14 protein-coding genes are annotated in these 13,108 nt (G+C 70.4%); 9 read left to right on the top strand and 5 right to left on the bottom strand.

Annotated features, from left to right (window positions below; translation table 11 throughout):
• The first annotated feature begins 5 nt into the window (after positions 1 to 5).
• The 4 genes from ACZ66S_RS19105 (at position 6) to ACZ66S_RS19090 (ending at position 3,159) form a co-directional block, all read left to right on the top strand.
• Positions 6 to 1,301, top strand: coding sequence for a M18 family aminopeptidase (locus ACZ66S_RS19105; protein ID WP_469902677.1), 1,296 nt, complete (start codon positions 6 to 8; stop codon positions 1,299 to 1,301).
• Positions 1,302 to 1,369: 68 nt separating this feature from the next.
• Positions 1,370 to 1,612 carry a DUF6458 family protein gene (locus tag ACZ66S_RS19100; protein WP_469902676.1) on the top strand — a complete coding sequence of 81 codons (243 nt, stop codon included), beginning with the start codon at positions 1,370 to 1,372 and terminating at the stop codon, positions 1,610 to 1,612.
• A 304-nt stretch (positions 1,613 to 1,916) separates the two neighbouring features.
• Entirely contained in the window at positions 1,917 to 2,957 is a 1,041-nt protein-coding gene (locus tag ACZ66S_RS19095; RefSeq protein WP_469903020.1) for a glycosyltransferase family 2 protein, read from the top strand.
• 43 nt (positions 2,958 to 3,000) lie between these two features.
• Positions 3,001 to 3,159: a hypothetical protein gene (locus ACZ66S_RS19090; RefSeq protein WP_469902675.1), complete on the top strand. Its 159-nt coding sequence runs from the start codon at positions 3,001 to 3,003 to the stop codon at positions 3,157 to 3,159.
• 3 nt (positions 3,160 to 3,162) lie between these two features.
• Here the strand turns inward: ACZ66S_RS19090 and ACZ66S_RS19085 are convergent, their stop codons facing one another.
• Both ACZ66S_RS19085 and ACZ66S_RS19080 read right to left on the bottom strand, forming a co-directional pair.
• Positions 3,163 to 5,001 (bottom strand): NHL domain-containing thioredoxin family protein, encoded by a 1,839-nt coding sequence (locus ACZ66S_RS19085; protein ID WP_469902674.1) that lies wholly within the window; start codon positions 4,999 to 5,001, stop codon positions 3,163 to 3,165.
• A gap of 29 nt (positions 5,002 to 5,030) precedes the next feature.
• Positions 5,031 to 5,423: a cupin domain-containing protein gene (locus ACZ66S_RS19080; protein WP_469902673.1), complete on the bottom strand. Its 393-nt coding sequence runs from the start codon at positions 5,421 to 5,423 to the stop codon at positions 5,031 to 5,033.
• Positions 5,424 to 5,475: 52 nt separating this feature from the next.
• On the opposite strand from ACZ66S_RS19080, the gene ACZ66S_RS19075 reads away from it, so the two are divergent.
• On the top strand, positions 5,476 to 6,483 hold the full coding sequence (locus ACZ66S_RS19075) for a GlxA family transcriptional regulator (protein WP_469902672.1): 1,008 nt from the start codon (positions 5,476 to 5,478) through the stop codon (positions 6,481 to 6,483).
• Entirely contained in the window at positions 6,480 to 6,977 is a 498-nt protein-coding gene (locus ACZ66S_RS19070; protein ID WP_469902671.1) for an LURP-one-related/scramblase family protein, read from the top strand. The genes ACZ66S_RS19075 and ACZ66S_RS19070 overlap by 4 nt, the downstream gene beginning before the upstream one ends.
• 16 nt (positions 6,978 to 6,993) lie before the next feature.
• On the opposite strand, the gene ACZ66S_RS19065 is transcribed toward ACZ66S_RS19070, so the two are convergent.
• Positions 6,994 to 7,767, bottom strand: a complete 774-nt coding sequence (locus ACZ66S_RS19065) for a carbon-nitrogen family hydrolase (protein WP_469902670.1) — start codon at positions 7,765 to 7,767, stop codon at positions 6,994 to 6,996.
• Positions 7,768 to 7,949: 182 nt separating this feature from the next.
• Between ACZ66S_RS19065 and ACZ66S_RS19060 the strand changes: the two genes are divergently transcribed.
• Positions 7,950 to 8,774, top strand: coding sequence for a maleylpyruvate isomerase family mycothiol-dependent enzyme (locus ACZ66S_RS19060; protein ID WP_469902669.1), 825 nt, complete (start codon positions 7,950 to 7,952; stop codon positions 8,772 to 8,774).
• 39 nt (positions 8,775 to 8,813) lie between these two features.
• Here ACZ66S_RS19060 and ACZ66S_RS19055 read toward each other — a convergent pair whose 3' ends face one another.
• Together ACZ66S_RS19055 and ACZ66S_RS19050 are read right to left on the bottom strand one after the other, a co-directional pair.
• Positions 8,814 to 10,127 carry an MFS transporter gene (locus ACZ66S_RS19055; protein ID WP_469902668.1) on the bottom strand — a complete coding sequence of 438 codons (1,314 nt, stop codon included), beginning with the start codon at positions 10,125 to 10,127 and terminating at the stop codon, positions 8,814 to 8,816.
• Positions 10,124 to 10,774 carry a GntR family transcriptional regulator gene (locus tag ACZ66S_RS19050; RefSeq protein WP_469902667.1) on the bottom strand — a complete coding sequence of 217 codons (651 nt, stop codon included), beginning with the start codon at positions 10,772 to 10,774 and terminating at the stop codon, positions 10,124 to 10,126. Before ACZ66S_RS19050 ends, ACZ66S_RS19055 begins: the two co-directional genes overlap by 4 nt.
• Before the next feature lie 206 nt (positions 10,775 to 10,980).
• On the opposite strand from ACZ66S_RS19050, the gene ACZ66S_RS19045 reads away from it, so the two are divergent.
• Positions 10,981 to 11,880, top strand: a complete 900-nt coding sequence (locus ACZ66S_RS19045) for a D-alanyl-D-alanine carboxypeptidase family protein (protein WP_469902666.1) — start codon at positions 10,981 to 10,983, stop codon at positions 11,878 to 11,880.
• A 167-nt stretch (positions 11,881 to 12,047) separates the two neighbouring features.
• A complete protein-coding gene (locus ACZ66S_RS19040) occupies positions 12,048 to 13,067 on the top strand; it encodes a BRO-N domain-containing protein (protein WP_469903019.1) in 1,020 nt (339 codons plus the stop codon).
• Positions 13,068 to 13,108 lie beyond the last annotated feature (41 nt).

Raw genomic sequence — 13,108 nt, 5'->3', positions numbered from 1 at the left:
ACCCCATGAGCGCACCCCACCGCTTCGACCGCGGCCACACCGACGACCTCATGACCTTCCTGGCGGCGAGCCCCACGCCGTACCACGCGGTGGCGAACGCCGCCGAGAGGCTGGAGAAGGCAGGCTTCCGCCAGGTCTCGGAGACGGACGCCTGGGACGGGACGAGCGGCGGCAAGTACGTGCTGCGCGGCGGCGCGATCATCGCCTGGTACGTCCCCGAGGACGCGGCGCCCCACACGCCGTACCGCATCGTCGGCGCGCACACCGACTCCCCCAACCTGCGGGTCAAGCCGCTGCCGGACACCGGGGCGCACGGCTGGCGCCAGGTCGCCGTGGAGATCTACGGCGGTCCGCTGATGAACTCCTGGCTGGACCGCGACCTGGGGCTGGCCGGCCGGCTGACCCTGCGGGACGGCTCGACGCGCCTGGTGAACGTGGACCGGCCGCTGCTGAGGGTGCCCCAGCTCGCCATCCACCTGGACCGCGCGGTCTCCTCGGACGGCCTCAAGCTCGACAAGCAGCGGCACCTCCAGCCCATCTGGGGTCTGGGCAACGACGTGCGCGACGGCGACCTGATCGCCTTCCTGGAGGAGGAACTCGGGCTCGGCGCGGGCGAGGTGACCGGCTGGGACCTGATGACGCACTCCGTGGAGGCACCCGCCTACCTGGGCCGGGACAAGGAGCTGCTGGCCGGACCGCGGATGGACAACCTGCTGTCCGTGCACGCCGGGGTGGCCGCCCTGACCGCGGTCTCGGGCGGCTCCGGGCCGTCGTACATCCCGGTCCTCGCCGCGTTCGACCACGAGGAGAACGGTTCGCAGTCGGACACCGGCGCGGACGGGCCGCTGCTCGGCGGGGTGCTGGAGCGCTCGGTGTTCGCGCGCGGCGGGTCGTACGAGGACCGGGCGCGGGCCTTCGCGGGCACGGTCTGCCTGTCCTCGGACACCGGGCACGCGGTGCACCCCAACTACGCGGAGCGGCACGACCCGACGCACCACCCGCGCGTCAACGGCGGCCCGATCCTCAAGGTCAACGTCAACAACCGCTATGCCACCGACGGTTCGGGCCGCGCGGTGTGGGCCGCCGCCTGCGAGCGGGCGGACGTGCCGTTCCAGTCGTTCGTCTCCAACAACTCCATGCCCTGCGGCACGACGATCGGACCGATCACCGCGGCCCGGCACGGCATCAAGACCGTAGACATCGGGGTGGCGATCCTTTCGATGCACAGCGTCCGGGAGTTGTGCGGCACGGACGACCCGCATCTGCTGGCGAACGCTCTGGTGGCGTTCCTGGAGGGGTAGTTCGCGGGAAGTGGGGGTACCCGGAAGTCCGGACCGGAACGACCGGACCGGACAGGGAGGCGACACTCATGGGCCTCGGCGGGTGCATCATCCTCATCGCCGCGGGAGCAATCCTCACGTTCGCCACCGACTGGCACATGCAGGGGGTCAACCTCGACCTGGTCGGTGTGATCCTGATGATCGTGGGACTGATCGGCGTGACGACGTTCAGCAGCATCGCCCGGCGCCGGCGTGTGGTGGTACCGCCCACCACGTCGACGGTCGTCGAGGAGCGACGCCACGACGGATACTCCGACGGATACGGCGTGTAAGGGACATCGAGCAGATCGAAGGACGCTCAGGGCGAGCACAGACAACCGTGAGCAATCCGTAATCAGGGTTGTCTTGTCCGCTTGTGTGGAAATAGTGAAAACTCGGGTTCCTTGAGAGCCCGGGGGGTCAGCAGTGCCGGGCGTGAACCACCAGCACACCCGGGGGCTCCCCGTGCTCCACTCCACCACCACCCTCGACGCGCCGCCACGCCCGCAGCCCGATCCGGAACCGGCGCGTCCGCACCGGCACGCCGCCCGGCGCGCCCACGCCGCCCCCGACGAACTCGACGGCCCGCCGCGCCTGGTGGCGCTGATACCGGCCCACAACGAACAGGACCGCATCGCCGACGCGATCCAGGGGCTGTGGCGGCAGACCCGGCGCCCCGACCTGATCGTCGTGGTCGCCGACAACTGCACCGACGCCACCGCCGAGATCGCCGTCGCGCACGGCGCCCAGGTCTTCGCCACCGAGGGCAACACGCACAAGAAGGCCGGCGCCCTCAACCAGGCCATCGCCTGGGTCCTGCCCCATCTCGAGGACCGCGACCTGCTGTTGGTGCAGGACGCCGACACCGTGCTCAACCCCTGGTTCAGCGAGACGGCGATCGGCACCTTCAACCGCAAGGTCGGCGCCGTCGGCGGCGTCTTCTACGGCGAGGCCGGCGGCGGCCTGCTCGGCCTCCTCCAGCGCATGGAGTTCCACCGCTACGCCTGGGAACTGGAACGCACCGGCGGCAAGGCCCAGGTGCTCACCGGCACCGGCACCATGTTCCGCGCCCGCGTCCTGCGCGAGGTGCGCGCCGCCCGCCGCGACGGACTGATCGGCGGCGGCCACGCCTACTACAGCCTCGCCTCCCTCACCGAGGACGACGAGATGACCAAGGCGGTCAAGACCCTCGGCTACCGGGCCATGTCCCCGGCCGGCTGCGAGGTCACCACCGAGGTCATGCCCACCCTCGGCAAGCTGTGGCACCAGCGGCTGCGCTGGCAGCGCGGCGCCCTGGAGAACCTGCGCGACTACGGCTGGACACGTGTCACCGCCCGTTACTTCGTGCAGCAGTTCCTCATGGGCTTCGGCGCCCTGTCCTTCCTGGTCTACCTGACCTACATGGTCACCTACACCACGCTGTACGGCTGGCCCGGCTTCTCGCCCTTCTGGACCGCGATCGGACTCCTCTTCGTGGTCGAGAAGACGGTCTCCGTGCGCCGGGCGGGACCGCGCGCCGTACTGGTGGCGGCGCTCATGGTGCCGGAGATGCTCTACGACCTTTTCCAGCACGCCGTCTACTTCACCTCGCTGTGGGGCCTGTTGCGCCGCAGCGAGGAGAAGTGGGTGGCGACGTAACCCTCGAAACCCTCGGATTCCATCCCGCATAGGAGAAAAGCGCATGTACGGAAGAGTGATCGGCGCCGGCACGACCGGGGCCGGAGGCGCCACGCTGGCCGCGACCGGGCTGTGGCTGAACAGCATGGCCATGCTGGTGACCGCGACGACGCTGGTCGCCGCGGGGGTCGCGGTGTTCAAGCTGGTCCCGCGCCGGCGGTAGGACCTACGCGTCCTCGGCCGTCCCGGCGAGGATCAGCGGCAGCCGGTCCGTTCCGGTCCGGGTCAGGCGGACCGGAACTCCCCAGTCCTGCTGGTGGACGTGACAGGCCGGGAACGCGGCGGAGCCGTCCTCGGACGGTGCGTCGCAGGACGCGGCCATGGCCGAGACATGCAGGACGCCCTGCTCGATCGCGGGGTTCAGTTCGAGGGTGCGGGACAGATCTGTTCCCGCACCCTCGCCGTCCGTCAGCAGCTCGGGCGGGGTGGCGGAGACCAGCAGCCGTGTCGACGGGCCGTACCTGGTGTCCGGTTTCTGGCCCGCCGGGGCCTGGAAGACCACCTCCAACCGGAGCCCGCCGGGCGCCACTTCGAGGACCTCGCGCCGCGTGCGGTGAGCCGTCGACTCGACGCGTACGGCCTCCTCGGGCAGCTTGAGCCGGGTCAGGCGGTGCCGGGCCGACTCGACGACCACGATCTCCGCACCGACCAGGACCGCGTCGCTGGGCTCCCGCAGATCCGTGGCGAGGGTGGTGACCTCGCCGGTCGCCGGGTCGTAGCGGCGCAGCGCGTGGTTGTAGGTGTCGCTGACCGCGACCGAGCCGTCGGGCAGCGCGGTGACCCCCAAGGGGTGCTGGAGCAGGGCCTGGTCGGCGGTGCCGTCGCGGTGCCCGAAGTCGAAGAGGCCGGTGCCGACCGCGGTGTGGACGGTTCCGTCGAGATCCACCCAGCGCAGGGCGGAGGTCTCTGAGTCGGCGACCCACAGGCGCTCGCCGTCCGCCGACACGGCGAGGCCGGAGGGCTGGGCGAACCAGGCCTCGGCGCCCGGCCCGTCGACCAGTCCCTCGTTGCCGGTGCCGGCCACGGCCGCGACCGTGCTGTCGCCCGGGTCGTACGCCCACAGTTGGTGGACGCCCGCCATCGCGATCCACACCAGGCCGTGCCACACCGCGACGTCCCACGGGGAGGACAGGTCGGTCCCGCGCGCGGGGCCCGCGGTGGGGGAGCCCCGCCACCACTGGCGTCCGGTGCCGGCCGGCGTGCTGACCTCGCCGGTGGCCAGGTCGAGGCGGCGCAGGGCGTGGTTGACGGTGTCGGCGACGATCACGGCGCCCTCGTCGAGCAGGGCCAGCCCCTGCGGCTCGTTGAACGCGGCCGACTCCGCCGGACCGTCGGCGAAGCCCCGCACACCGGAGCCGATCCGCCGTACGACGCTCTCCCCGTCCGCGGTGAACTCCACGAGCCGGTGCCGGGTGGTGTCGCTGACCAGGAGGTTCCCGGACGGCAGCAGGAGCGCCTTGCCCGGGAAGCGCAGGGTGGTCGGCTCGGGCTCGGGCGCCACGTACGGCCCGTCGCCGCGCCGCAGGGTGCCCTTGGCCCCGTGCTCGGCCTCCAGCTCCGTCACCAGCCGCTCGATCGCGTGCACGTGCCCCTCACCGGCGTGCTGCGCGACCACGTAGCCCTCCGGGTCGATGACGACGAGCGTCGGCCAGGCACGCACCGCGTACTGCTTCCAGGTCGCGAGCTCCGGGTCGTCGAGGACGGGATGCGCGACCCCGTACCGCTCGACCGCGTCGGCGACCGCTCCGTGCTCGGCCTCGTGCACGAACTTCGGCGAATGCACCCCGACCACCACGACGGTGTCGGAGTGCTTCTCCTCCAACTCCCTGAGCTCGTCGATGACGTGCAGGCAGTTCACACAGCAGAAGGTCCAGAAGTCGAGGATGACGATGCGACCCCGCAGGTCGGCGAGGGTGTACTGCTTCTCGCCCGTGTTCAGCCAGCCGCCCTTGCCGATCAGCTCGGGGGCGCGGACCCGGACGCGACGGGGTGCGGAATCGGTCATGGATCAAGGGTGCCACCCGGCACCGACAGTCACCCCAGCGCCCGTCCCGTCGTCACGTCCACATGGGCCGGGATCTCCTCGTGCCGGTCGCCGACCGTGGAGGTGCCGGTGGGTTCGAGGAGCAGGATGTCGGTGGGGACGGGGGCGTACGGCTTGTGCTCGACGCCTCGCGGGACGGTGAAGACGGACAGCCGGGGCAGGACGACCGTGCGTTCGCCGGCCGGCTCGCGCAGGGAGATGTGCAGTTCGCCGTCGAGGACCAGGAAGAACTCGTCGGTGTCGTCGTGCACGTGCCACAGGTGCTCGCCCTCGACGTGCGTGACGCGGACGTCGTAGTCGTTGACGGCGGTGACGATGCGGGGGCTCCAGCGGTCGGTGAAGGAGGCCAGGGCGCTGGGCAGGGAGACGGGTTCGGTTGCCATGGCGTCATCGTGCGGGGTGGCCGGGACGGCCCGCGAGTGCTAGGAATCGCGTATGCCGCAAGAATCCTCTCAGCCGCGTCCCCGTCCGCACCAGGTCGCGGTGATCGTCGACGAGGGCACCAACCCCTTCGAGGTGGGCGTCGCCACCGAGCTGTTCGGGCTGCCGCGGCCCGAGCTGGGGCGGCCGGGGCCGCTGTACGAGGTGACGCTGTGCGCGCCCGCTCCCGAGATCCGGATGAACCACGGCTTCTTCACGCTGACCGGGGTGCCCGGGCTGGACGCCGTGGACGACGCCGACACCCTCGTCGTGCCCGGACGGCCGGACAACGTCGTCCCGCGCGGGGCGGCCGTACGCGAGGCGATCCGCCGCACGCACGCGCGTGGCGCCCGGGTGGTCAGCCTGTGCACCGGCAGCTTCGCGCTCGCCGAGGCCGGGCTGCTGGACGGGCGGCGGGCCACCACGCACTGGATGTGGGCCGACGCCTTCCGCGCGCTGCACCCGCGGGTGCGGCTGGAGCCGGACGTGCTGTTCGTCGACGAGGGTGACGTCCTGACGGCGGCGGGCAGTGCGGCCGCGCTGGATCTCGGGCTGTACCTGGTCCGGCGCGACCACGGCGCCGAGGTGGCCAACGCGGTGTCCCGCAGGCTCGTCTTCGCCGCCCATCGCGACGGCGGGCAGCGGCAGTTCGTGGAGCGGCCCGTGCCCGACGTACGGGACGAGTCGCTGGGCCCGCTGCTCGCGTGGGCGCAGGAACGGCTGGGGGAGCCGCTGACCGTCGCCGACCTGGCGGCCCGCGCGGCGGTCTCCCCCGCGACCCTGCACCGCCGTTTCCAGGCGCAGCTCGGCACGACCCCGCTGGCCTGGTTGACGGGCGAGCGGGTGGCCCTGGCGTGCCGGCTCATCGAGCGCGGTGAGGAGCGGCTGGACGTGGTGGCCGCGCGGAGCGGGCTGGGGTCGGCCGCGAACCTCCGCGCGCGGGTGCGGCGCGAGACGGGACTCAGCCCGTCGGCCTACCGGCGGCGTTTCGGAGCGGGCGCCGGGGAAGCGGTAACGGCATGAGATTCCTCGTACGCGACCGGCTGCTCGGCTTCGGTGACGACTACTGGATCGAGGACGACCAGGGCAACAAGGTCTTCCTCGTCGACGGCAAGGCCATGCGGGTCCGGGACACCTTCGAGCTGAAGGACACCCACGGACGCGTCCTGATCGACATCCACCAGAAGATGTTCGCCCTGCGCGACACGATGGTGATCGAGCGGGACGGCGAACCGCTGGCGACGATCAGGCGGAAACGCCTGTCGCTGCTGCGCAACCACTACCGGGTGTCCCTCGCCGACCGCAGCACCGAACTCGACGTCAGCGGCAAGATCCTCGACCGGGAGTTCGCCGTCGAGTACGACGGTGAGCTGCTCGCGGTGGTCTCACGGCGTTGGCTGCACGTCCGGGAGACCTACGGCGTCGACATCGTCCGGGAGGACGCGGATCCGGCGCTGCTCATCGCGGTGGCGGTGTGCGTGATCCATCTCGCCGAGAAGGACCGCGAGGACGACTGACGGGGCGTCCGGCGGCTCAGAGCACGCGGTCCTTGAGCGCCGGGAACTGCTCCCTCGTCAGGGCCACCTTGCCGGGGTCGAACTCCACCGTGAGGACCTCCTCGCCGGCGCCCGCCTCGGCGAGGACCTGGCCCCAGGGATCCACCACGATCGAGTGACCCGCCTGCGGAACCCGGGCGTGTGTCCCGGCCGTTCCACAAGCGAGCACGAACGCCTGGTTCTCGACCGCCCGTGCGCGGGCCAGCAGCGTCCAGTGGTCGCGGCGGCGCTCCGGCCAGCCCGCCGGGATCACCAGGGTCTCGGCGCCGGCGTCGACGAGGCCGCGGAAGAGTTCGGGGAAGCGGAGGTCGTAACAGGTGGCGACGCCGAGGGTGGTCTCCGGCAGACGGACCGTCACCAGGTCCTCGCCGCGGCCCATCAGCACGGCTTCGCCCTTGTCGAAGCCGAAGCGGTGGATCTTGCGGTAGGAGGCGGCGCGGTCGCCGGAGGGGGAGAAGACGAGGGAGGTGTTGTAGAGGGTGCCGTCGGGGGCCCGCTCGGGGATCGAGCCGGCGTGCAGCCACACGCCCGCGTCGCTCGCGGCCTTCGCCATGGCCTCGTGGGTCGGCCCTTCCAGCGGCTCTGCCGCGCCGGCGAACTCCTCGAAGGCGAACGCCCCGGTGGTCCACAGCTCCGGCAGGACGACCAGGTCGGAACCGGTCTGCTCCCGTACCAGTGAGGCCACGCGACGCCTGCGCGTTTCGACCGATTCGCCCTCATCCACGGCGATCTGGATCACAGAGGCGCGCACACTACCACCGTCCTGGCATTCGAGCCGTCCCTTACGGGCCTACGATCGTCACACGAAAGCACTGCCGGGGTGCCTCACAGCAGCGTAACTTAGCGTTTCAAGACACCCGCCGACAGCCACCACCTCCACTGGCAACGCCGCCATCACCAGCCCGTGCTCCGACCGCCGAGGGGTCCCGTTCCGTGAGTCTGCATCCCACCCTCCAGCCCTACGCCGACGCCTGGACCCACTCCATCGAAGCGATATCCGAGCTGGTGAACCCTCTCGTGGAGGGGGAGTGGAACCGTCGCACCCCCTGCCCCGGCTGGTCGGTGCGGGATGTGGTCTCCCATGTCATCGGCCTGGACTGCGAGATGCTGGGCGATCCGCGCCCCATCCACACCCTGCCCCGCGACCTCTTCCACGTCACCAACGACCACCAGCGGTACATGGAGATGCAGGTCGACGTCCGCCGCCACCACACGGCACCGGAGATGACCTCCGAGCTGGAGTACGTCGTCATCCGCCGCAACCGTCAGCTCCGGAACGAGTCGCGTGACCCGGGCACCAAGGTGCGCGGCCCGCTCGGCACCGAACTGACTCTCGGGGAGGCCATGCGGCAGCACGCCTTCGACGTCTGGGTGCACGAGCAGGATCTGCGGACGGCCCTCGGCCGGCCCGGCGGCCTCGACTCCCCCGGCGCGCACGTCGCCCGTGACGTCCTGCTCGCGGCGCTCCCCGACATAGTGGCCGTCAAGGCCGACGCGCCCCGCAGTTCGGCGATCGTGTTCGACGTGCACGGGCCGATCGAGTTCCTGCGCACCATCCGTGTCGACATCCAGGGCCGCGGCACCCTGGAGACCGCCCCCGCCCTCGGCCCGGCGGCCAGCCTCAGCCTCGACTGGGAGACCTACGTCCGTCTGGCCTGCGGCCGGGTGAGCCTGGAGTCGGTGGCGGACCGGGTGAAGGCGGAGGGCGACCCGGAACTGACGGCGGCGATCCTGCGGAACTTCACGGTGACGCCGTAGGAACGGCGACCGGGTGGGAGACCCGCGTGGCTCCCGGAGCTACGCGGGGACGTGCACCGTCTCCACCCGGCTCGCCACCAGACGCTCCCGCTCGCGGCGGGCCGCCCGTCCGCGCAGCCGCAGGATCTGGCTGATGCCGAGCGCCTGGAGCACGAAGACGGAGGAGAAGGCGACGGTGTAGTTGTCGTCGGTCGCGTCCAGGAGGACACCGACGGCGAACAGCGTGGTCATCGAGGCGACGAAGCCGCCCATGTTGGTGATGCCGGACGCGGTGCCCTGCCGCTCCGGCGGGTTCGCGGGCCGCGCGAAGTCGAAGCCGAGCATCGACGCCGGCCCGCACGAGCCGAGCACCACGCACAGCACGACCAGCAGCCACATCGGCGTCCGCTCGCCGGGCCAGGCCAGCGTGGCCGCCCACAGCAGCGCGGTCGCGCCCACGGTCCCGAGGGCCAGCGGCAGCCGCGCCCCGTGGTGCCGGGCGACGACCTGGCCGTAGACCAGACCGACGGCCATGTTGGACAGCACGACGAGGGTGAGGAGTTCGCCCGCCGCCGCCCGGGACAGTCCCTGCGCCTCGACGAGGAACGGCAGGCCCCACAGCAGCAGGAACACCATCGCCGGGAACTGGGTCGTGAAGTGCACCCACAGCCCGAGGCGGGTGCCGGGCTCCCGCCAGGACGCGGCGATCTGCTGCCGTACGTAGGCCGCTCCGCGGTGCGGGAAGGGCTCCGGTTCGTGTCCTTCGGGGTGGTCTTTCAGGAAGAGCAGCAGCAGGACGAGTACGACGACGCCCGCGAGCGAGCTGCCCGCGAACGCGGGGGTCCAGCCGACGCCGTGCAGCAGCCGGGCCAGGACCAGGGTGGAGACCAGGTTGCCCGCCATGCCGGCGAGCCCGGCGAGCTGGGCGACCAGCGGGCCGCGCCGGGCCGGGAACCAGCGGGAACCGAGGCGCAGCACGCTGATGAAGGTCATGGCGTCGCCGCAGCCGAGCAGGGCGCGGGAGGCGAGGGCGGTGCCGTACGACGGGGAGAACGCGAAGCCGAGCTGTCCGGCGGTGAAGAGCACCACCCCGAGCGTCAGCACCTTCTTGGTGCCGAGCCGGTCGACGAGCAGGCCCACGGGTATCTGCATGCCGGCGTAGACGAGGAGCTGGAGGATCGAGAAGGTCGACAGGGCCGAGGCGTTCACATGGAAGCGGTCGGCCGCGTCGAGTCCTGCGACCCCGAGGGACGTACGGAAGATGACCGCGACGAAGTAGACGGAGACGCCGATGCCCCACACGGCCATCGCGCGCCGCCCGCCCGGGGGTGCCCCCGCCGGTCGGGAGTCACCCGGAAGAGTGGACCTGCTCATCGGACCTCACCCCGGGCGAGGTGGGAGAACCACTCGACGTGTCCGTGGATCAGGCCCACGACCGCCTCCGTGTCGCCGGCGCGCAGTGCCTCCAGGATCTGCTCGTGCTCGGTGAGCGTCTTGGTGATGCGGTCCGGGTGGGCGTGCATGACGGCGACGCCCATCCTGAGCTGGCGGTCGCGGAGCTGGTCGTAGAGCCGGCTGAGGATCTCGTTGCCGCCGCTGCGGACGATCTCGGCGTGGAAGCAGCGGTCGGTGACGGCGGCGCCGGCCAGGTCCCCGGCGGCGGCCTGCTCCTGCTGCCGGGCGAGGAGTTCCTCCAGGCGCGCGATGAGCTGGGGGGAGGCGGGCACGGCCTTGCGGGCGGCGTGCTCCTCGACGAGCTGGCGGGTCTCGACGACATCGGCGATCTCCTGCGCGGAGACGGGCAGGACCAGTGCCCCCTTTTTCGGGTAGAGCCTGATCAGCCCCTCGACCTGGAGACGCAGCAGCGCCTCCCGCACGGGCGTCCGGGAGACCCCTACGGCCTCGGCGAGTTCGCCCTCGGTGAGCAGGGTCCCGCCCTCGTAACGGCGGTCCAGGACGGCCTGCTTGACGTGGGCGTAGACGCGATCGGCGGCGGGCGGCTGTTTCACGGCCAGACTCATGCCCACAGCATAGATACAACACGTACGCATAAGGTGCCCCGTCCAGCATGCGGACCTCGCGGCACTCCCGCCGAGGAATTCGGCACCCGACCCAGTGCGAGCACAACCTTGTGTGCTACTTACGTGTCACACACGTGCGGCCCCACTTTCTTCCCCTTCCAACTCGGCCGCACCCAGGGGCATTCGACGTATTCGGGGTATTTCAGTTGATTACCGCCACCAAGGGCCTCCGCGTCCGCAGAGCCGCAGCCGTCGCGATCACGACCGGCGCAGTGCTCGCCACCGGAGCTCTCACCGCGGCACCCGCGCAGGCGCTCACCACGCCGACCATCACCGCCAAGGGCGGATTCCTGATGAACAGCGCGACCGGCACGACCCTCTACAGCAAGGCGCCGAACACGAAGCGGCTGACCGCTTCCACCACGAAGATCATGACCGCCAAGGTCGTGCTCTCGCAGTCGAACCTGAACCTGGACGCCAAGGTCACCATCAAGAAGGCGTACAGCGACTACATCGTCTCCCGGGGCGCTTCCTCCGCCCACCTGATCGTGGGCGACAAGGTGACCGTCCGTCAGCTCCTCTACGGGATGATGCTGCCGTCCGGCTGTGACGCAGCGATGGCCCTCGCCGACAAGTTCGGCACGGGCTCGACGGTCTCCGCGCGCACCAAGTCGTTCATCGCGAAGATGAACACGACGGCCCGCAGCCTCGGCATGACGAACACGAAGTTCGACTCGTTCGACGGAATAAGCAATGGTGCGAACGCCTCGACGCCGAAGGACCTCACGCTGCTCGCCCGCAACGTGATGAAGAGCTCGACCTTCAAGTCCGTCGTGAAGACCAAGTCGTACACGGCAAAGACGATCACGAAGACCGGCAGCACCCGGACCATGGGTGCCTGGACGAACACCAACACCCTGCTCGGCTGGAACGGCACGCTCGGCATCAAGACCGGCTCGGGCACCGACTCCAAGTACTGCCTCGTCTTCGCCGCCACGAAGAACGGCGAGTCCGTCATCGGCGCCGTCCTGACCTCCTCGTCGGCGGCCAACCGCACGACCGACGTGAAGAAGCTCATCAACTACGGGTACGCCAAGATCAGTTGACGTCCCAGGACATCCGAAGAGGGGCCTGCCGCTGATGCAGCGGCGGGCCCCTTCGTCATCCTGACACCTCACGAACCGGGGATTTTCCCTCGCAAGGGTGAATATCGTTACGTCAGTTGGCATATGCGATCTTCCCGGCCCTAGGTTCCGCTGCGGAGGTGGTTCACATGAACGAACCCAGCAAGCGGCCCGAGGCGGGCAAGAGGCATGAGGCGATCGACGTCGGCGACTTCGTGTACGCGGCGACCGGACACCGGATTCGGCGGTTGACCATGCCGGGCGGGAGTCACTGGTTTCCGGCGGTGGATGTCTGCAAGCAGTTGGGACACACCAACACCCAGAAGGCACTCTCCGACCATGTCCCAGAAGAACACCGAGACATTCTCGAGACCCTAACTGGAGGTTACGGTCTCAGCGTTCCCGCAGGTAGAGAGTGGCGTCGAGACCTGAACGTCATCTCTCTCCAGGGTCTGATCCTTCTCGTCAACGCCTGCACCAAGCCCGCCTGCGCACCCTTCAAGCAGTGGGCCGCCGAAGTGATCGAGACCGTTCAGCGAGAGGGCTCCTACACCCTCGAAGAGGCCGAGGTGCAGCCCTCCGAGCCCGGCGCGCCCATCGCCTACGCCATGCCGGAGCAGGTCGCCGAGGCCATCGTCCGGCTCGAGGAGCGCAATCTCCAGGCCGACGAGCAGTTCGCCGCCGCCCAGCACAAGTCGATCGCGCTTCAGGAGGCGATCGTGGAGTCGCACCGCGAGATGCTGAAGTCGCACCGCGAGATGCTGGAGTCACAGCGCGAGATGCTGGCGACGCAACGTGCCGCTCTCGCCGCCCAGCAAGCCATGGCCCTGGCCATGGAGCGCATCGCGGACCGGCTCGATGCCCTGACCCTCGAACCCCCGGCGCCCACCGCCGACCTGTCCACTCCGCCGACGACGGAGTCCGTGCTGGCCGACTGGCGGCGGCGGTTGTCCGTGACGGAGGACGTCTGGACCGTGGCCGTGGTCATCGCGCCGGTTCTGGTCGAGGAGGGTGAGCTCCGGCGGCCGCTCGACTCGATCGCGGCACGCACGGGTCTGACGGTCCATCGGGTCAACGAATGCCTGCGCCTGCTGCGCAAGCACGCCTGCATCCGATCGCAGGGCGCCACGGAGGACGGCGCTCCGGTGTATGTGCTGAACCGCGCCTGACCAACCCCCGTGCATGACAGAGGGGCGGCCGCATTCCGAAG

Source organism: Streptomyces sp. NPDC107471, assembly GCF_055582845.1.
The sequence above is the reverse complement of the archived record's forward strand: the minus strand, read 5'-3'. Positions and strand labels throughout refer to the sequence as shown.